This window comes from Burkholderia sp. LMG 13014, from assembly GCF_905232215.1.
Taxonomy (GTDB): Bacteria; Pseudomonadota; Gammaproteobacteria; order Burkholderiales; family Burkholderiaceae; genus Burkholderia.
In genome coordinates this window covers 1-17598 of sequence record NZ_CAJNKE010000078.1, presented here as the reverse complement: position 1 = coordinate 17598, position 17598 = coordinate 1, and the positions used below count along the sequence as shown (strand labels likewise).

The 17598-nt window shown below is 66.6% G+C and carries 19 protein-coding genes and 1 pseudogene; 7 read left to right on the top strand and 13 right to left on the bottom strand.

Annotation, left to right across the window (positions count from 1 at the left end):
• Nucleotides 1-12 precede the first annotated feature (12 nt).
• The 6 genes from JYJ84_RS11970 to lysA form a co-directional block, all read right to left on the bottom strand.
• The gene (locus JYJ84_RS11970) at nt 13-357 is read right to left on the bottom strand and encodes a DUF3088 domain-containing protein (RefSeq protein ID WP_175220153.1); all 345 of its coding nucleotides are present in this window, start codon (nt 355-357) and stop codon (nt 13-15) included.
• A 74-nt stretch (nt 358-431) separates the two neighbouring features.
• Complete coding sequence (gene metC / locus JYJ84_RS11965) at nt 432-1613, bottom strand: cystathionine beta-lyase (protein ID WP_175220155.1); 1182 nt, start codon at nt 1611-1613, stop codon at nt 432-434.
• A 50-nt stretch (nt 1614-1663) separates the two neighbouring features.
• Nucleotides 1664-2389: an amino acid ABC transporter ATP-binding protein gene (locus tag JYJ84_RS11960; protein WP_043181353.1), complete on the bottom strand. Its 726-nt coding sequence runs from the start codon at nt 2387-2389 to the stop codon at nt 1664-1666.
• A gap of 43 nt (nt 2390-2432) precedes the next feature.
• Nucleotides 2433-3092 carry an amino acid ABC transporter permease gene (locus tag JYJ84_RS11955; protein WP_011354443.1) on the bottom strand — a complete coding sequence of 220 codons (660 nt, stop codon included), beginning with the start codon at nt 3090-3092 and terminating at the stop codon, nt 2433-2435.
• Nucleotides 3093-3168: 76 nt separating this feature from the next.
• Nucleotides 3169-3969 (bottom strand): transporter substrate-binding domain-containing protein, encoded by an 801-nt coding sequence (locus tag JYJ84_RS11950; RefSeq protein ID WP_122947658.1) that lies wholly within the window; start codon nt 3967-3969, stop codon nt 3169-3171.
• A gap of 597 nt (nt 3970-4566) precedes the next feature.
• On the bottom strand, nt 4567-5805 hold the full coding sequence (lysA, locus tag JYJ84_RS11945) for a diaminopimelate decarboxylase (protein ID WP_175220157.1): 1239 nt from the start codon (nt 5803-5805) through the stop codon (nt 4567-4569).
• 109 nt (nt 5806-5914) lie between these two features.
• Between lysA and JYJ84_RS11940 the strand changes: the two genes are divergently transcribed.
• Entirely contained in the window at nt 5915-6829 is a 915-nt protein-coding gene (locus tag JYJ84_RS11940; protein ID WP_174955807.1) for a LysR family transcriptional regulator, read from the top strand.
• A gap of 55 nt (nt 6830-6884) precedes the next feature.
• Nucleotides 6885-7484 carry a GNAT family N-acetyltransferase gene (locus tag JYJ84_RS11935; protein ID WP_122947655.1) on the top strand — a complete coding sequence of 200 codons (600 nt, stop codon included), beginning with the start codon at nt 6885-6887 and terminating at the stop codon, nt 7482-7484.
• Between the two features lie 114 nt (nt 7485-7598).
• On the opposite strand, the gene JYJ84_RS11930 is transcribed toward JYJ84_RS11935, so the two are convergent.
• Nucleotides 7599-8177 carry a DUF4142 domain-containing protein gene (locus JYJ84_RS11930; RefSeq protein WP_175220159.1) on the bottom strand — a complete coding sequence of 193 codons (579 nt, stop codon included), beginning with the start codon at nt 8175-8177 and terminating at the stop codon, nt 7599-7601.
• A gap of 394 nt (nt 8178-8571) precedes the next feature.
• Nucleotides 8572-9195: an HAD hydrolase-like protein gene (locus JYJ84_RS11925; protein WP_175220350.1), complete on the bottom strand. Its 624-nt coding sequence runs from the start codon at nt 9193-9195 to the stop codon at nt 8572-8574.
• Nucleotides 9196-9379: 184 nt separating this feature from the next.
• Here JYJ84_RS11925 and JYJ84_RS37745 point away from each other — a divergent pair, with 184 nt between their 5' ends.
• Nucleotides 9380-9823, top strand: coding sequence for a GNAT family N-acetyltransferase (locus JYJ84_RS37745; protein ID WP_174976810.1), 444 nt, complete (start codon nt 9380-9382; stop codon nt 9821-9823).
• A 57-nt stretch (nt 9824-9880) separates the two neighbouring features.
• Nucleotides 9881-10099, top strand: a complete 219-nt coding sequence (locus JYJ84_RS37740; protein WP_006480837.1) for a DUF1653 domain-containing protein — start codon at nt 9881-9883, stop codon at nt 10097-10099.
• Between the two features lie 23 nt (nt 10100-10122).
• Here JYJ84_RS37740 and atpC read toward each other — a convergent pair whose 3' ends face one another.
• Together atpC and atpG are read right to left on the bottom strand one after the other, a co-directional pair.
• Nucleotides 10123-10581: an ATP synthase F1 subunit epsilon gene (atpC, locus tag JYJ84_RS11915; RefSeq protein ID WP_175220162.1), complete on the bottom strand. Its 459-nt coding sequence runs from the start codon at nt 10579-10581 to the stop codon at nt 10123-10125.
• An 11-nt stretch (nt 10582-10592) separates the two neighbouring features.
• Nucleotides 10593-11462, bottom strand: coding sequence for an ATP synthase F1 subunit gamma (atpG, locus tag JYJ84_RS11910; protein ID WP_122947652.1), 870 nt, complete (start codon nt 11460-11462; stop codon nt 10593-10595).
• A gap of 205 nt (nt 11463-11667) precedes the next feature.
• Here atpG and JYJ84_RS37735 point away from each other — a divergent pair.
• A pseudogene (locus JYJ84_RS37735) lies at nt 11668-11856 on the top strand (hypothetical protein); the annotation flags it as partial.
• A 132-nt stretch (nt 11857-11988) separates the two neighbouring features.
• Nucleotides 11989-13107, top strand: a complete 1119-nt coding sequence (locus JYJ84_RS11900; RefSeq protein WP_122947651.1) for an alpha/beta fold hydrolase — start codon at nt 11989-11991, stop codon at nt 13105-13107.
• 31 nt (nt 13108-13138) lie between these two features.
• On the opposite strand, the gene JYJ84_RS11895 is transcribed toward JYJ84_RS11900, so the two are convergent.
• The 3 genes from JYJ84_RS11895 to JYJ84_RS11885 form a co-directional block, all read right to left on the bottom strand.
• Nucleotides 13139-14350: a winged helix-turn-helix domain-containing protein gene (locus JYJ84_RS11895; protein ID WP_122947650.1), complete on the bottom strand. Its 1212-nt coding sequence runs from the start codon at nt 14348-14350 to the stop codon at nt 13139-13141.
• A 373-nt stretch (nt 14351-14723) separates the two neighbouring features.
• Nucleotides 14724-16112, bottom strand: a complete 1389-nt coding sequence (locus JYJ84_RS11890) for an MFS transporter (protein ID WP_122947649.1) — start codon at nt 16110-16112, stop codon at nt 14724-14726.
• A 26-nt stretch (nt 16113-16138) separates the two neighbouring features.
• The gene (locus tag JYJ84_RS11885) at nt 16139-16636 is read right to left on the bottom strand and encodes a darcynin family protein (protein WP_175220164.1); all 498 of its coding nucleotides are present in this window, start codon (nt 16634-16636) and stop codon (nt 16139-16141) included.
• A gap of 78 nt (nt 16637-16714) precedes the next feature.
• On the opposite strand from JYJ84_RS11885, the gene JYJ84_RS11880 reads away from it, so the two are divergent.
• Nucleotides 16715-17344 carry a TetR/AcrR family transcriptional regulator gene (locus JYJ84_RS11880; protein WP_122947648.1) on the top strand — a complete coding sequence of 210 codons (630 nt, stop codon included), beginning with the start codon at nt 16715-16717 and terminating at the stop codon, nt 17342-17344.
• Nucleotides 17345-17598: the final 254 nt, after the last annotated feature.

Below are 17598 nucleotides of genomic sequence, written 5' to 3'. Positions count from 1 at the left end.
GTGCCGGTGCGCTCAGGCGACGTGCGCCACGCCGTATTGCGCCGACAGGTACCGCCGGATATCGGCAGGCGAATCGATGAAGCGCCTGCCGTTGTGCTCCCGAATCGCAAGGGTATCGTCGTCCGGCACCTGTCCGTCGCCGAGCACGAGCACGGGTGCCGACTGGTTGTCCGCACCGATCAGTGTGACGATCGGCTGGCGCGGACGCGGGGCGTCGATGTATTCGACGTCGACGGCGTCGCGCAACCGCGGATAGAAACTCAGCAGCCCTTCGACGGAAACCGAATCGCCGCAGTAGAACGGACCTTCGGAGTCCTTGAAGAAGCCCGGACGGAGAATGAACAGTGTGTCTTTCATGATGGTCTCGCTATGACAGAGGGAAAAACGTCGAAAAAAACGTGATGTGGGGGGATGCGTGACGTCGCCGGATTTCACGCTTCCGCGAGCGCAGCGGCGCGCATTCTCGCGAAGCCGGCGGCGAGGTCGGCAATCATGTCGTCGGGATGTTCGAGCCCCGCATGAATCCTCAGCAGCGGGCCGGTCGCAGCCCATTGGGTGGCGGTGCGGTGGCGCACCGGATTGGACGGGATGATCAGGCTTTCGAAGCCGCCCCAGCTATACCCCATGCCAAAGCACGTCATGCCGTCGAGCAGGGCGCGCACGGCCTCGTCGGCTTGCGGATGCAGCACCACACCGAACAGCCCGCACGCGCCCGTGAAATCGCGCTGCCACAGCGCATGGCCGGCGTCGCCGGGGCGTGCCGGATACAGGATCCGCGCGACTTCCGGCTGCTGCGACAACCACTCGGTCAACACGTGCGCGTTGCGCTGATGCCGCTCGAGCCGGACCGATAGCGTACGCAGGCCGCGCAGCGCGAGATACGCGTCGTCGCCGCTGACGGTCATGCCGAGCTGCCGGTAGAAGCGCGTGACTTTCGGCGCGAGCGCCTCGGTCGTCAGAATCGCCCCCATCAGCACGTCCGAGTGCCCGGCGATGTACTTGGTCGCGGCGTGAATCGACACGTCGACGCCATGCGAAAACGAGCGGAAATTCAGCGGCGTGCCCCATGTGTTGTCGAGCAGCACGACCGCGCCGTGCCGGTGCGCGACCTGGCAGATGGCCGGAATATCCTGCACTTCGAAGGTCAGCGAGCCCGGCGATTCGGCGAATACCGCGCGCGTGTTCGGCCGCATCAGCGACGCGATGTCCGCGCCGATCGTCGGATCGTAGTAAGTCGTCGCGATGCCGAGGCGCGCCAGTGTTTCGTCGCAGAACGAACGGGTCGGGTCGTACACCGAGTCGGCCATCAGCAGATGGTCGCCCGGATTCAGCACCGCGAGCAGTGCGGTCGTGATCGCACTCAGGCCGCTCGGCGTCAGCAAGGCGGCGTGCGCGCCTTCGAGCCGCGCGAGCGCTTTCTCGAGCGCGCGCGTGGTCGGGCTGCCATGACGCCCGTACGCGAGCGGCGTGCCGCGCACGGCGTCGAGCGCGTCGGTGCCGTGAAAGAGCAGCGTCGACTGGCGATAGACCGGCGGGTTGACCGGCGAGCCGGGCTGGCCGTGCGAGCGGCCTTCATGGGCGAGAACGGTGTCGGACGAATGCAGGTGGTTCAAGATGTCTCCTTTGGGTGTCGATCAATCGAGGCGGGGCGGCCGTCGCGCGGTCAATGCAGGATCTTGTCGAGGAAGTCGCGCGCGCGTTCGGAATGCGGCGCCGCGAAGAACCGGTCGCTGGCCGCGTCCTCGACCACCGCGCCCTGGTCCATGAAGATCACGCGATGCGCGACCTTCCGCGCAAAGCCCATTTCATGCGTCACGCAGACCATCGTCATGCCGTCGCGCGCGAGCTCGACCATCACGTCGAGCACCTCGTTGATCATCTCGGGATCGAGCGCGGAAGTCGGCTCGTCGAACAGCATCGCGACCGGGTTCATCGACAGGGCGCGCGCGATCGCGACGCGCTGTTGCTGCCCGCCGGACAACTGCCCCGGATACTTGTGTGCGTGCGCTTTCAGGCCGACACGGTCGAGCAGCTTCATGCCGTTCTCGACGGCCTCGTCCTTGCGGCGGCCGAGTACCTTGATCTGCGCAAGCGTCAGGTTGTCGGTGATCGACAGGTGCGGAAACAGCTCGAAATGCTGGAACACCATGCCGACGCGGGCGCGCAATTGCGCAAGCTTCGCGGCGGGATCGCCGAGCCGCGTACCGTCGACGGTGATGCTGCCTTTCTGGAATGGTTCGAGACCGTTGATCGTCTTGATCAGCGTCGATTTTCCGGAGCCCGACGGCCCGCACACGACGACCACTTCGCCCTTCGAGACTGCCGCGCTGCATGCCGAGAGCACCTGGTGCTTGCCATACCATTTCGATACGTTGTCGAGCGTAATCATGTTCTGTCCGTCGATGGAGTTCATGTGAAGGTCGGGTGCGCGTTCAATGCGTGGACGGCAGTGCGAGGCGCGTCTCGACGCGACCCTGAAGCCGCGTGAGCAGCGTGCTCAGCACCCAGTAGATCGCGGCGGCGGCGAGATAGAGCGGCAGCGGCTGGAACGTCGCGGCGATCACCTCCTGCGTCGAGCGCAGCAATTCGGTGACGGTGATCACGGAGACCAGCGACGTGTCCTTGATCAGGCTGATCAGCGTGTTGCCGAGACTCGGCACCGCGAGGCGCAGCGCTTGCGGGCAGACGACGTAGCGCAGCGTCTGCACGTGCGTGAGACCGAGACTGTGGGCGGCCGCCCATTGCCCGCGACCGATGCCGAGAATCGCGCCGCGCATGCTCTCGGACAGATAGGCACCGGCGTTGAGCGTCAGCGTGAAGATGCCGGCCGTCGTCGGATCGAGCGTGATGCCGAGATCGGGCAGCCCGTAGTAGACGACGAACATCTGCACGAGCAGCGGGGTGCCGCGCATCAGGCTCACGTAGCCCTGCGCGAGGCTGGCGGCAAGCCGGTTGCTGCCGATGCGCATGATCGCGATCACGAGCCCGACGACGAGACCCAGCGCCATCGACGCGACGGCGAACTTCAGCGTGAGCATGGCGCCCTTGACCATCACGGGCAGCGTATGTACGACCAGTTGGAGTGCTTCCATTGCGTGTCTCCTGATTGTGTGCCGGACCGCCCGCGCGTTCGTACATTCCGTGCGCGCGGGCGCGGGGCGGGCTGCGTTATTGCGTCACCGGTTTGGTCGTGTCCGCGCCGAACCACTGCATCGAGATCTTCTTCAGCGTGCCGTCCTGCTGCAGCGATGCCACTGCATCGTCGATCGCCTTCGCGAATTTCGGATTGCCCTTGCGGAACGGGATGCCCATCCGGTCCTCGCCGCCCGGGAGCACGGAGCCCGGGCGCAGCGGCAGGTGCGAGTTCTTGATCAGGTAGCTGAGCATCAGGCGATCGTTGACCGCCGCGTCGATCCGGCCGGCCGCCAGGTCACGCAGGTTTTCCGGCGTACCGGGGTAGACCTGCAGGTCGATCGCGGGCACGGTCTTGACCAGATCGACGTAGTTGCTGCCCATCGTCACGCCGACCTTCTTGCCCTTCAGTTCGTCGAGCGACTTGAATGCGCGCGCATCGTTTTGCCGTTGCAGCAGCTGCGCGGACGAATACACGTACGGCGCGCTGAAGTCGAGCGCCTGCTGGCGCGACGGTGTGATCGCGACCTGGTTGACGATCACGTCGAACTTGCCGGCCTGCAGGCCGGCAAGAATCCCGCTCCATTCGGTCGTCACGAACTGCGGCTTCACGCCGAGGCGAGCGGCAACCGCCTTCGCGACGTCGACGTCGAAGCCTTCGAGCTGGCCGTCGGCATTGCGGTAGTCGAACGGCGGGTAGGTGCCCTCCAGCGCGATCTTCAGCACACCGGCCTGCTTGACGGTGTCGAGCAGGTCAGCCGCGTGCGAGGTCGCGGTCGCGATGCAGAGGAGGGCGGCCGCGATGCCTTGCTTGAACGTCGGGGTGAAGTGCTTCATGGTTGTCTCCGGGGTTGTTGTCGAAAATTCAGGGTGTGCGACGCCGCGGCGACGGGCGGCGTCGCCGTGAGCGGAAAGTCGGTGAAGCGTGACGCGCGAGGTGGCGGGCGTGGCTGCCGGCCGTGCGCGATGCCGTGCGTTACGGCATGCGTTCGTGGGCGATGAAGGACCGGTGTGCGTGCGGATGGATGACGCAGGCGTGTGAGCGGCAGCGAAGGCCGGCGTGCGCGGCGAAGCGTTCAAGCGTGCGATTCATGATTGCCCGTGCAGCATTGCGAGTGTGGTGGACCGGATGCATCGTCGATGCGTATCCGGCGACAGGAATGCGGTGCGACTGAGGCCAATCTTAGTTTTGTCAAAAGGGAATGTGTTTCCAAAGATGCGTGCACTTTTCACGCGACGTGGAATGTTTTTCTCTGCGCGTGAGAGGTGGCGCATGCGATCTGCTGCGGTTGCGCGCGATGCGAAGGATCAGGTGCTACGGCACGGGCGGACGGTTGCTCCCGGCTGCGATCCGGCCGTGCGCCGAAAAGCAGAACGGCCAGGCTGCCGTGAGCGGCAAGCCTGGCCGTTGGCCATCGTCAAGCAGGAAGCGCGTTACTCGAACGTTTCGAGCGCGAGCAGTTCTTCAATGGTCTGCCGGCGGCGGATCAGCCGCGGCGCGCCGCGATCGACGAGCACTTCCGGCGCGAGCGGCCGGCTGTTGTAGTTCGATGACATCGACGCGCCGTATGCGCCCGCGTCGTGCAGGAACAGCAGGTCGCCGATCTGCGGCTGCGCGAGCTTGCGGTGCGTGACCACACCGCCCGCGTCCTGCGTGAACACGTCGCCCGATTCGCACAGCGGCCCCGCGATCGCGAGATCGACGAGCGGCCGGCCGGCCGGCAGCGCGCCGTCGTGCGTGTGCACGGACACCGCGTGGTAGCTGCCGTACATCGACGGGCGCATCAGGTCGTTGAAGCCCGCGTCGATCAGCACGAAATCGTGCTTCGGCCGGCGGTTGACGGCCTGCACTTCGGTGACGAGCGTGCCGGCTTCGGCGACGAGGAAGCGGCCCGGTTCGATCTCGATGCGCACCGGGTGGCCGAGATGCCGTTCGATCCGCTTGCGCGCGGCGTCCCACTGGCTGAAGTAGTGACCGACGTCGACACGCGGTTCGCCGTCGCGATACGGGATCGACAGGCCGCCACCGGCCGAGATCGCGTCGATGTCATGACCGAGCGACGTGACGAGATCGACCATCGCATCGCACACCTGCGACAGGTGGCCGTAGTCGACGCCCGACCCGATGTGCATGTGGATGCCGACGAGCTTCAGCCCGTACTGGCGCACGATCTCGATCGCGCGCGGCACGTCGTCGATCCAGATGCCGTGCTTGCTCTGCGGGCCGCCGGTGTTGGTCTTGTTGCTGTGGCCGTGGCCAAAACCGGGGTTGACGCGCAGCCACACGCGGTGGCCCGGCGCGTGCTCGCCGATGCGCGCGAGCATGTCGAGCGAACCGGCGTTGACGGTCACGCCGTGCTTCAGCACGGCCGCGAGTGTCGGGCGGTCGATCAGGTCGGCCGTGAACACGACGCCTTCCGGTTCGCCAGAAGGGCTGAACCCGGCCGCGAGGCTGCGCTCGATTTCGCCGAGCGACACGGCATCGACGCACGCGCCTTCGTCGCGCATCAGCTTCAGGATATGGAGGTTCGAATTCGCCTTCTGCGCATAGCGGATCACGTCGAACTGACGCAGTTGGGCGATGCGGTCGCGGATGACGTCGGCGTCGTACACCCACAGCGGGGTGCCGTATTGCTGCGCGAGCGACGCGAGCTGGCGGGAATCGAGGGACATGGCAGATGAATCGGATCGAATGAACGGATAGCGTCGATGATGCGCCTGATTGGCTATACAGTAAAATGCCTGTTTATCGATAATCGATTCATATCTGATATAGCAGATCATGCTCACGCACCGCCATATCGAGGTCTTTCGCGCGCTGATGGTCACCGGCAGCACGACGCGCGCGGCCGAAATGCTCTATACGTCGCAACCGACGATCAGCCGCGAGCTCGCGCGCATGGAGCAGGTCGTCGGCTTCGCGCTGTTCGAACGCGCGCACGGCCGGCTGCGGCCGACGATGGCCGCGCTCACGTTGTTCGACGACGTGCGGCTCGCGTATGTGGGGCTTGAACGCGTCGCGGCGACGGCCGCGCGCCTGCGCGAATTTCGTGACGGTCAGTTGTCGGTGATCGCGCTGCCGGCGTTCTCGCACGCGATCCTGCCCGGTGCGTGCCGGCGTTTTAACGAGAAGCACGCGGGCGCCAGCGTGTCGGTGGCGACGCAGGAATCGCCGGTGCTCGAGGAGTGGCTGACCGCGCAGCGTTACGACCTCGGGCTGACCGAGCGCGACGTCGCGCCGGCCGGCACCGTGCTCACGCCGCTGCTCGAAGTCGACGAAGTGTGCGTGCTGCCCGACGGCCATCCGCTGCTCGCGCAGGATGCGATCGATCTGCTGGATCTCGCCGATCGCCCGTTCGTGAGCCTGTCGCTGAACGATCCGTACCGCATCCTGATCGACGAGGCGTTCGCGCAGCTCGGCGTGGCGCCGCGCTCGGTCGTCGAAACACCGTCCGCCGTGTCGGTGTGCGCGTTCGTGCGGCAGGGGCTCGGCGCGGCGATCGTCAATCCGCTGACCGCGCTCGATTTCGTCGGGCGCGACCTGCACGTGCGGCCGCTCACGCGGTCGTTTCCGTACCGGGTCAGCGTGATCGTGCCCGAGCACCGGCCGAAGAGCCTGCTCGTCGACGCGTTTGCCGATGCGCTGCGCAGCGAGGCGAAGGCGATCCGCCGCCGGTTGGCAGCGCTGCTCGGCTGACGCGGCCGTATGATGGGCGTTTCGCCGTCATCGTCGTCTCTTTCCGGAACCCCTCATGACCGATGTTTCTGCTTCCCTCGAACCACCGACTCTCACCGGCGAACGCGTCGAACTGAGGCCGCTCGACCGATCCGACCGGCAGGCGCTGCTGGACGCTGCCGCCGACGGCCAGTTGTGGAACCTGAAGGTCACGGTCGTGCCGGGACCGGACACGATCGACGCTTATATCGATACCGCACTGCAAGGGCGTTCGGCCGGCACCGTGATGCCGTTTGCGATCGTCGATCGCGCATCGGGTCGCGTGATCGGCAGCACGCGCTTCTGGAAGATCGATCGCAAGAACCGCAAGCTCGAGATCGGCCATACGTGGCTGGGCGAATCGGCGCAGCGCACGCGCGCGAATACCGAGGCGAAATGGTTGCTGCTGGGTTACGCGTTCGACGAGCTGCAATGCGTGCGCGTGCAGTTCACGACCGACGAGCTGAACGAGAAATCGCGCGCGGCGATCCTGCGGCTCGGTGCGAAGCAGGAAGGCATCGTGCGGCACGAACGGATCATGCCGGATGGCCGCAAGCGCAATTCGGTGCGCTTCAGCATCATCGACGACGAATGGCCGGAAGTGCGTGCGCGGCTGTTGGCGAAGCTCGCGACGTAACGTGTGACGCGTGACGCGTGACGTTTGACGTGCGTCGCGCCGCCGGAAGGGGAGTGGCGACGCGATCGACAGGGGAAGCAGCGCGCCGCACCTAAAGCGCGGCGCTGCGGCGCGTTACTGCGCCGATGCGAGGTGGTGGCGTTCCGCGAGTTTCTGCGCGTCGGCGTAGTGCTTCTGCAGGATCGGCAGCGACTGGCGGGCGACTTCCTTCAGCTTCGTGTCACGGCCCGACGCGATTTCGGCCTGGAATGCCGAGATGGCCTTCTGCTCGCCGGCAAGTGCGACCTGCTCGATATACGCCTTGTCGAACTCGGCGCCGCGCAGGCTCTTGATGCTGTTCAGCACGGCCGTGTCGGGGTCGTTGGCCGGCACGTCGACGCCGCGCGGGCTGGCCGCGCGCATCGCCTGGATGATCTTTTCATCGTCGGTCGACACGCGTTGCGCGAACGCCTTGACCTGGCTGTCCGACGTGCGCGAATCGGCGATGCGTGCCGCGTCGTGCTGGGTCGACACGGTCTTCGTGCCGTCCGTGATGAAGGCTTGGTCGGCTTCGTGGATACGCGTCGCGGCGGCGGCCGGTGCAGTCGGTGCGCCCGGTGCCTGTTGTGCGGTTTGCGCGGTCGCCGTCACGGCGACGAGAAGCAGGCCAGCGGCAGACAAAGCAAGGCGCGAGACTTGGGGAAAGCGGTTCATGGGACCTCCTTTCGATCGGGGCTCTGGTTGAAAAACGGATCACGTGATCCGTCGCTGTGCGAGAGACCGGGCGCGCCCGGGTCGGATTCGACCGCCGCTCTGCCGCGGCGCCGGTCGACGTGTTTCCCGACCCGACCGATTCTAGGAGAGCGATCCGGTAGCAGGTGCAACCGCGCTGTGGTTTGTGTAACGGTTGGTAAGACGAATCGATGCGCAAGCGCGCAGGCCGGTATTGCGTACCTGTCGGGTGTGCGGCAGCGGCAATTTTTGCGTGCGGGCGACGTGCGAAACGCACGCGCACGTCATCTGATTTTCATCATCGTGCTGCCGTGTCGTGCGATGTCGCGTGCATCGAGCGGTGGGGCGAACCGGATGCGTGAAGCGCGCGAATGCGTCACACGCGATCGAGCAATGCATCGAGACGAGGCAGCAATGGCGTCGCGCAATGCGCCTGCAACGCGTCCGGCGCGGTGTAGCCCCATGCGACGCCCTGGAATGCAATACGTGCGCGTCGTGCCGCGTCGGCGTCGCGGATTTCATCGCCAACGTACAGCACTTCGTCGTTGCGCACGCCGGCCTCATGAACGAGTGCGCGCAGGCGACGTGCCTTGCCGAACAGCGGAATGCCGCACGCGAAATGCTCGACGCGGCTGCTGGCGCGCGGGCCGAGCCGGTCGCGCACGATCGCTTCGGTATTTGACGTGGCGATCGCGATGCGGATGCCGCGCGCGGCAAGCGCGTCGAACGTTTCGTCGACGCCGGGGAACAGCGCCACTTGTGCGACGCGCGGCTGCATCAGGCGGCGCATGTCGATCGTCACGCGCGGCACTTTCCACATCGGCACGTCGAGCGCGCGAATGATGTCGCGCGCCGACATGCCGCGCAGCGCCGGGCGCAGCTCGGGCGTGGCGTCGCGAAAGCCGTGCAGGCGCGACGCTTCCGACAGCGCCGCGAGAAAGCTGTCGAGCGAATCGGCGAGCGTGCCGTCGAAGTCGAATGCGATGAGGCGGTAGGGCATGAAGCGGCGTGGCAGGTTGATCGGGCAGGCGACATTGTCACCGAATCGAGTCCCGTCGTCCGCACGGCCGGTTGCGCATGCCCGTTCGCTGGGGGAGCAGCCGATAAGTGTCGCCGCTTGTCGCCCCTCGCGCCGCGCGGTATCGTCAGCGTTTCGCCTTCCCCTACACCAACCGGAGACCGACGTGCCCGCTGCCACCCCTGCCACGCTGAGATTTTCCACCGACAAGCGCGAGCTCGACGTCGACGCGATCTTCGACTTCCTGCATCGCGACGCTTACTGGTCACTGGGTATTCCGCGCGACGTGGTCGAGCGTGCGATCGAGGGCTCGCTGTGCTTCGGCGCTTACGTGGGCGACCGGCTCGTCGGCTTCGCGCGGCTCGTCACCGATCACGCGACGTTCGCGTACCTGTGCGACGTGTTCGTGCTGCCGGCCGAGCGCGGCAACGGCTACGGCCGCGCGCTGATCGACCACGTGTTCGCGCAGGAGATGGTGCAGGGCCTGCGCCGCATCATGCTCGTGACGTCCGACGCGCACGCGCTGTATCGGCCGGTCGGCTTCGAGCCCTCTGCGAATCCCGAGCGGGTGATGGAGATTCGCCGCCCGGACATCTACGCGAAACGCTGACGCACGGCGCAGCGCATACAATATGCGCTTTCCGTTTTTGCCGAAGAGAAGCCCATCATGACCGAACAGGAAGCCGAACAGCTCGCGACGCATCGCCATTACAAGGGCGGGCTGTATCGCTACATCGGCGTTGCCCGCCATTCCGAAACCGAGGAATCGGTGGTCGTGTACGAACACCTGTGGCCGCATGCGCGCGGGCTGTGGGTGCGGCCGGAAGCGATGTTCAACGGGAACCTCGAAGACGGCACGCCGCGTTTCCGCAAGCTGCGCGACTGAGTGCGCGCCCGGGCGGCAGGCGCCTAGCGGGCACCGCCCGGCGTATCGCGCGATGCGTGTTGCCGCATCGCCATCGCGAAAAAGCGCCGGATCTCGTCCATCAGTTCCACACGGGCCGACGCGAAATCGAACGCGCGCCGGTTTTCGTGCGCATAGTGCTGGCGCCAGTCGTCGGCTGTGCGCCGCGCTTCGCGCGCCCGCAGATCGTCGAGCTCGGGCGTGCGCAGTGCGTGATCGGCGATCAGCGTCACGCCGTCCCGGCTCACTTCCAGCAGGCCGCCCGCGACGAGCAGGCGGCGGTGCTCGCCGCCCGGCGCGGCGACGACCGTCACGACACCGGGCCGCAACCGCGTGAGCAGCGGCGCATGATGCGGGTAGATTCCCAACTCGCCGCTTTCCCCCGGTGCGACGACGAAATGCGCGTCGCCCGAATACAGCACGTCCTCCACGCTCAGGATGTCGAGCTTCATCGACGATTCCACGATGCCCTCCGTCAGACGGCCGCCGCGCCGGCGACGATCTCGCACAGCTCGGTGGTGATCTGCGCCTGCCGCGTTTTCTGGTACAGGCGCCGCAGGTCGCGCAGCACGCGATCGGCATTGTCCGTCGCGGTCTGCATGCTGAACATGCGTGCGCATTGCTCGCACGCGTAGTTTTCAACGACGGCCTGGTAGAGCGTCGCCTCGACGTGGCGCAGCAGCAGCGTGTCCACGGCCGGCTTCGGCGCGGGCTCGTACAGATAGTCGGACGCCGCGGCACCGCCGGCCGGTGCGCCGGTGTCGAGCCCCGTGAGCGGCAGCATCGCGTCGATGCGCGGTTCGTAGGCGAGCGGGCTGGTCAGCCGGTTGTACGCGATGTGGACCTCGTCGAGTTCGCCGTTGACGAACGCGGTGAGCGGCACGAGCAGCGCGCCGAGCAGTTGCTCGAAATGCGCGCCGGCGGCCAGGCCGCTCGCGCGCGCGGTGACGGTCGCGCCATGGCGCATCAACGGCGGGAGGCCGCGCGCGCCGATCACGCTCAGCTCGCATGCCACGCCGGCGCGATCCCAGCGTTCGAGCGCATCGACACACTCGACGAGCAGCCGCGCGTTGAGCGGCCCGCACAGCCCGCGATCGGTGCTGACCACGATCAGGCCGACGCGGCGCACGGTAGCGCGCCGAGCCATCAGCGCGGAAACGTGTTCGGGCCGGTCGCGCAGCACGCGTTCGGCCATCTCCCGGATACGCATCGCATAGGGGCGGAAATCGCGTACGCGCCGCTGCGCGCTCGCCATCTTGGTGCGGGCCATCATCTCCATCGCCTTGGTGATCTTGCGCGTGGACGAGGTGCTGTCGATTTTCGAGCGGATTTCGCGTGTGTGCATGGCAGGCGGGCAAGGCGGGGCGCCCAATGTCGCCGGCGCGGTTGTAGCGCGATGCGCGGCTGGGCGCGGGGGCCGCGGCCAGCCAACTGTCATCACACCGTTTCATGCTATAGGGACTTCACCTGAAACGATTGACGTGGGTCAAACGACGGGCCGCCGTCGCGCACGAGAATCCGTTCACCTGATCCTCACGAAGAGGCGTTCGATGGCCGATGTCCGCCAGCATCAGAAGTGCGACGCGCTGATCGCGCGTTGCCGTGCGCTGCGCCCGGCGACGGTCGCGATCGCGTTCGACGGCGTCGGGCATCGGGTCGTGCACGGCGGCCCGTATTTCACCGCGCCGGTGCGGATCGACGCACGCGTGCTGGAGAAGATCGAGTCGCTGGCGCCGCTGCGTCAGAAGCTCGCGACCGACGATAACCTGATGATCGCGCGGCATACGCGTCGTGTGCTGGACGACACGACGCTTCCCGCTTTGCTTCCACCCCTGTGAGTGAGCCCTTCGATGAAATCCAGCGAAACGTCCATGCAACCAGCACTCGCCACGCCGTCCGACCGTCCGCCTGCGTTGCCGATCTTCTGGCCGATGGCGGCGGCCGCCGCGATGTTCCAGGCCGGCACCGAAGTCGCCGCGCGCAACCTGCGCTTCCTCGCGGAAGAGGAGAAGCTGCATTTCGAGCCGCATCCGGTGCTGGCGTCGGCGAATCGTCCGCTGCTGGCGTTGCGGACGATGACGTTCCGCGATTACTCGGTCGAACCGGCGCACGGGCTGCCGACGATCGTCGATGCGCCGTACGCCGGGCACAGCGCGATGATCGCCGACTACCAGCCGGGGCAGAGTCTGATGCAGACGCTGCGCGAGCATGGCGTCACGCGTCTGTACCTGACCGACTGGCGCTCGGCGACCGAGGACATGAAGGATCTCGAGATCGATCAGTACCTGGCCGAGTTGAACGTATGCGTCGACGAGCTCGGCGGTCGCGTGAATCTCGTCGGGCTGTGCCAGGGCGGGTGGATGTCCGCGATGTACGCGGCGCGTTTCCCGCACAAGGTCGCAAGTCTCGTGCTCGCGGGCTCGCCGATCGACACCGATCTGGGCGACGGGCCGATCAAGCGGATGGCGCACGCATATCCGATGTCGTTCTACGAGGAGCTCGTGACGATGGGGGGCGGGCTGATGCGCGGGCGCTTCATGCTGCGGGGCTGGAAGAACATGCATCCCGACCAGCACTACCTCGCCGAGCACGTCGACCTTTACGAACACCTCGACGATCCCGGCTACCTGCACAAGCGCGAAGCGTTCGCGAACTGGTACGAAAGCCCGATCGACCTGCCCGGGCGCTGGTACCTGCAGGCGATCGGGCAGATCTTCAAGGAGAACCGGCTTGCGAAGGGCACGTTCGTCGCGCTAGGGCGCACGCTCGACCTGAAGCACGTCACGTGTCCTGTGTATCTGCTGGCCGGTGAAGCCGACGACATCACGACGCCGGAGCAGGTATTCGGCGCGCAGGCGCTGGTGGGGACGCCGGCATCGCGGCTGACCCGCCAACTGGTGCCGGGCGGGCACATCGGGCTGTTCATGGGATCGCGCACGTTGAAGGATGCGTGGCCGGGTATCGCGAGCTGGATCGCCGCGCAACGATAACGCGCGAGGCCGTCTGTTGCCCGGGCGGCGCCTACGTGGCGCCCAGCGCCTTCACCAGCTCGGGCGGGGCGTCCCTGGCCGTGACTTCCGGCGTGCCGTGCCATGCCGCGAGCTTCTTCACGGCCTTCGCGACGTCGGCCGCGAGCCCCGTGCCGAACCGCACGCCCGGCTCGACATGCACGGCCTTCAGTTCGAACGTGCCGAGCGCGCGATGCGCCTTCGCGTCGATGCGCCCGACCAGCCGGCCGCGATGCAGCACCGGCAGGCAGAAATAGCCGTAACGCCGCTTGTGCCCGGGCGTATAGCATTCGATCGTGTAATCGAAACCGAACAGCGTCGACGCACGCCGCCGGTCCCAGACGACCGGATCGAACGGCGACAGCAGCGTCGTGACCGTCGAGCGCAGCGTGTCGGCCTGCGCGGCCGGCAGCAATGCTTCGAGCGAGCGATGCACGTAGGCCGGTTCCTTCCAGTCGTCGATCGCCACCGGGATCAGGTCGCCCGCGTCCGCGAGCTGCTCGAGTTCCGCGCGGTACGAACGGCGCGGCAGCCGATAGTAGTCGGCCACCCAGTCTGCACGCACGACGCCGAGCGCGCGGCACGTGTAGTCGAGCAGCGCGGGCAGCACGGCGTGGCGTGGCGGCAGGTCGCGCGTGTCGTCCCAGTCGGGCAGCACGCGCTCGCGCACGTCGTACACGCGCTGGAAATTGCGGCGTTCCGACACCATCAGGTCACCCGTCGTGAACAGCACTTCCAGGTGCTGCTTCTCGGGCTTGCGAGCCCACCAGCCGTTGCCTTTCACGCCATCCTCGCGGGCGAAATCGGCCGAGCGGACGGGGCCCTCGTCGCGAATCCGCGCGAGCAGCCGTTCGATGTCCGGACGATTCTGCTCATGCCACTCGGCTGCGTACTTCCAGCCCATCCCTGACGGATCGAGCATCTTGTAGCGCATCAGGCCGAACTGCTCGACCGGCAGGAAGCACGCTTCGTGCGACCAGTATTCGAACAGGCGCGCCTCGGCGAGATGTTCGTCGAGCCACTGCGGCGAGAAATCGCCGAGACGGCTGAACAGCACGAGATACGGGCTGCGCGCGACGACGTGGATGGTATCGATCTGCAACTGCGCCATCCGGCGGATCGTGTCGAGCACGTCGGATTTGGTTGCCTTGCGGCGGGGCGGCGTCAGCAGGCCCTGCGCGGCGAGATGCAGCGCGCGGGCGGCGGCGGGCGAGAGCGTAAGCATCGGAAGGGCGGCCGGGAGTGATGGTCGGGAACCACTTTAGCGCGAAAGCGGCGCGCGCGTGCGACGTGCCGATGCACCGTGTCTGACAATGGTTGACAGACGCGTTTTGCAAGTTTCCCTATAGTGCAGTTCATGGCGCGACGACAAAGACGCGCAACGATTTTGCTTCCGACGCACATATGTCCATGGCACGCAGGAAGCGAATCCGGGATTCTCAACCCCCATCGGGAGACCCGGAGCCCTGAGCGGACATCCATGCGGCTGTGCACCGGCCCCGTGTGGATGTCCGCTGATTTTTTTGTATTTCCGGTTTGCCTCTCGGGACGCTTTTCCTTCTGTCCCTTCCACCGATTCCCGTTTGTCAGCCGGTCGTCTAGGACCGCTTGCCACGCGCGACTTCGTCGCCGGCGCCGGGCGGCAACCGCCGCGTGATCGGAATCGACGCGAGCGAGCACAGCCCGACCACGAGAAACGCGGGCCAGAAATCCGACCACACCATCTTCTGATGACCTTGCAGCCAGTGCGAAATGTGCAGCACGAGGCCGGCCACCGTCACGCCCAGGCCGAGCGACATCTGTTGCACGACGCTGCCGAGGCTCGTCGCGCGGCCGGCATCGCGCGGCGAGATGTCCGCGTAGATCATCGAGTTCAGGCTCGTGAACTGCAACGCGGGGAAGATGCCGCCGACGAGCACGATCAGCCAGATCGCCCAGGTCGCCATGCCGGGATGGAACACGCCATAGGCGGCGATCGCGAGACCCGCGAAGGCCGCGTTGTAGATCAGTACCGTGCGGAATCCGAAGCGGCGCAGCGTATGGGTGGCCGTCGAGCGGCTCATCGCGCCGCCGAACGCGGACGCGCACGTGATGAGACCCGAATGGAATGCGCTCATGCCGAGCCCTTCCTGCAGCGCGAGCGGCAGCAGGAACGGCACTGCGCCGAGGCCGATGCGGAACAGCGACCCGCCGACGACGCTCGCGTGATACGTCGGGATCTTCAGGAAGCTGAGGTCGAGCACCGGGCGCTCCTTGCGGCGCGCGTACGGCACGTAGAGCGCGAGCAGGACGGTGCCGGTCACGCACATGACGAGCGCGTTCGAGCGCGACGTGAGCGAACCGTCGATCAGCGTGAGACCCATCAGCAGCAGCGCGGCACCGCTGGCCGACAGCAGGAAGCCGAACCAGTCGAGCGGGCCGGGATCCGGTTCGCGCGTGTTCGCGATGTGCTTGCTCGCGAGGTAGATCCCGTAGATGCCGATCGGCACGTTGATGAAGAAGATCATCCGCCAGTGCAGGTAGGTCGTGATGAAGCCGCCGACGAGCGGCCCGACCGTGGGCCCGAACAGCGCGGGAATCGCGAGGTAGTTCATCGCGCGCACGAGATCCGAGCGCGGCACGGCGCGGAAGATGATGATGCGGCCGACGGGCACCATCATCGCGCCGCCGACGCCCTGGATGAAGCGTGCGAACGTGAGCACGCCGAGGGAACTGGATGCCGCGCACATCAGCGAGCCGACGACGAAGATGCCGATCGCGGTGCGGAACACGGAACGTGCGCTGAAGCGGTCGGCCAGCCAGCCGCAGATCGGGATGAACACGCCGAGCCCGACCACGTAGGCCGTGATCGCAATGTTCAACGTGACGGGGCTGTGCCCGAAGTCCCTCGCCATCGCGGGGAGGGCGGTGACGATGATGTTCGCGTCGACGCTTTCCATGAACAACGCACAGGCAACGATGAGCGGTGCTAGAAAGACGGGCGACATGGGCTGGGCGCGCGGTAAAGGCGTCATTATGCCCACAATGTGACCGTTGAGTCACGTACGACAACAGTTGTTCCGCATGTTGCAACAGTCGTCTTTTTTAGCGGGCGGCATGGAAAGAACGACTGCGCAGTCGCGGCGCTTGCATGGCGTCTGCGTGCCGTATGGGTCTGGACGGCGGACAGTGCGATCTTGCCGTCGCCGGACGCATTCACATGCTCGACACCTGACAGGATCGTGACGATGTTGAAGTCGCGATCCCGGAACGGCATCTCGCGATGCGCCTCGATCACGCGTTCGCATGTGTGGTGGTCCGGCGCGCGCCTGCCCCGCACGTCGGTCACGCGTGCCGAGTGGAACCCGGCGTCGTCGAAGCGCGGCGGCGCGTTTGCGCCGTGAGTCGTGCGGAGCGGCGCGATGAGTTCGCGCCGCAGTCGTAAGCGCTGCGGCGCGGGGCGGCCAGGCCATTCGGGGCGTGTCTTCACGAGGATGAACAGGGTGGGCGGGGACGCGGTCAGCCGGGACACGCTGATTCCTTTTGACGGCGTGGCAGGGCGTTTCTAGAATATGAGCGTTTGCTCATATTCGAAACTCGCGTTCCAGCCATGTCCGAATCGTCTTCACGAATCCCGCTGGCGCCGCGAAAGGCGCCGCGCCAGCGCCGCTCGGTGGCCACCGTCGACGCGATCGTCGAGGCCGCTGCTCGCGTTCTGGAGCGCGACGGCTTCGACGGTTACACGACGAATGCGGTCGCGGCGCTGGCCGGCGTGAGCATCGGCTCGCTCTATCAATACTTCCCGAACCGCGATGCGCTGACGGCCGCGCTCGTCGAGCGCGAGAGTGCGCACCTGCTCGACGACGTCGACCGGGCTGGCGCGCTGTCGTCATGCGACGACGTACTGCGCGCACTGGTACGCGCGGCCGTCGCGCACCAGATGCGCCGTCCCGTGCTCGCGCGGCTGATCGATTTCGAGGAGGCGCGGCTGCCGCTCGGCGCGCGCACCGCGCGCGTCGCGGATTGCATCCACGCGACGCTGCTGCATGCGCTCGCGCAGCGCGATGCGCCGCGCGTTGCTGCGCCCGATGTCGTCGCGCAGGATCTGCTCGCGATCGTGAAGGGGATCGTCGATGCGGCGGGCGCGCGCGGCGAGACCGATGCGGAGGGGCTCGATGCGCGGGCGTGGCGAGCCGTGCGCGGTTATCTGCGCGAGTCGCGCGAATCGAAACTTGCTTGATGGGCGCGTTTCGTGCGACAGTCGGACCCACTCGCAGCACAAAACGACGCGCATCGATCGAGGGCCATCGAGACGAGCGCGCGCGCGAACGAGACCTCGTGCCGACCCACTCACCATCGAAAGGAGGGGACACGTCATGACGTCACGTCGTGCCGCATCGATTGCATCTCGCTTCTCTGGCCGCTTCCCGACCCGCTTCCCGCTCCGTCTTTCACTGCATCTCGCGCAGCCCGCACCGCGTCTTCGCTGGGCCG

What these genes read in the sequence shown, in the direction of transcription:
- JYJ84_RS11935 (WP_122947655.1), top strand. Translation starts at nt 6,885, where the DNA reads ATGACCGATGTTTCTGCTTCCCTCGAACCACCGACTCTCACCGGCGAA.
- lysA (WP_175220157.1), bottom strand. Translation starts at nt 5,805, where the DNA reads ATGTCCCTCGATTCCCGCCAGCTCGCGTCGCTCGCGCAGCAATACGGC.
- JYJ84_RS11970 (WP_175220153.1), bottom strand. Translation starts at nt 357, where the DNA reads ATGAAAGACACACTGTTCATTCTCCGTCCGGGCTTCTTCAAGGACTCC.
- JYJ84_RS11895 (WP_122947650.1), bottom strand. Translation starts at nt 14,350, where the DNA reads ATGCTTACGCTCTCGCCCGCCGCCGCCCGCGCGCTGCATCTCGCCGCG.
- JYJ84_RS11940 (WP_174955807.1), top strand. Translation starts at nt 5,915, where the DNA reads ATGCTCACGCACCGCCATATCGAGGTCTTTCGCGCGCTGATGGTCACC.
- JYJ84_RS11930 (WP_175220159.1), bottom strand. Translation starts at nt 8,177, where the DNA reads ATGAACCGCTTTCCCCAAGTCTCGCGCCTTGCTTTGTCTGCCGCTGGC.
- JYJ84_RS11955 (WP_011354443.1), bottom strand. Translation starts at nt 3,092, where the DNA reads ATGGAAGCACTCCAACTGGTCGTACATACGCTGCCCGTGATGGTCAAG.
- atpG (WP_122947652.1), bottom strand. Translation starts at nt 11,462, where the DNA reads ATGCACACACGCGAAATCCGCTCGAAAATCGACAGCACCTCGTCCACG.
- JYJ84_RS11950 (WP_122947658.1), bottom strand. Translation starts at nt 3,969, where the DNA reads ATGAAGCACTTCACCCCGACGTTCAAGCAAGGCATCGCGGCCGCCCTC.
- JYJ84_RS11880 (WP_122947648.1), top strand. Translation starts at nt 16,715, where the DNA reads ATGTCCGAATCGTCTTCACGAATCCCGCTGGCGCCGCGAAAGGCGCCG.
- JYJ84_RS11900 (WP_122947651.1), top strand. Translation starts at nt 11,989, where the DNA reads ATGCAACCAGCACTCGCCACGCCGTCCGACCGTCCGCCTGCGTTGCCG.
- JYJ84_RS37740 (WP_006480837.1), top strand. Translation starts at nt 9,881, where the DNA reads ATGACCGAACAGGAAGCCGAACAGCTCGCGACGCATCGCCATTACAAG.
- JYJ84_RS11890 (WP_122947649.1), bottom strand. Translation starts at nt 16,112, where the DNA reads ATGTCGCCCGTCTTTCTAGCACCGCTCATCGTTGCCTGTGCGTTGTTC.
- JYJ84_RS11925 (WP_175220350.1), bottom strand. Translation starts at nt 9,195, where the DNA reads ATGCCCTACCGCCTCATCGCATTCGACTTCGACGGCACGCTCGCCGAT.
- JYJ84_RS11960 (WP_043181353.1), bottom strand. Translation starts at nt 2,389, where the DNA reads ATGATTACGCTCGACAACGTATCGAAATGGTATGGCAAGCACCAGGTG.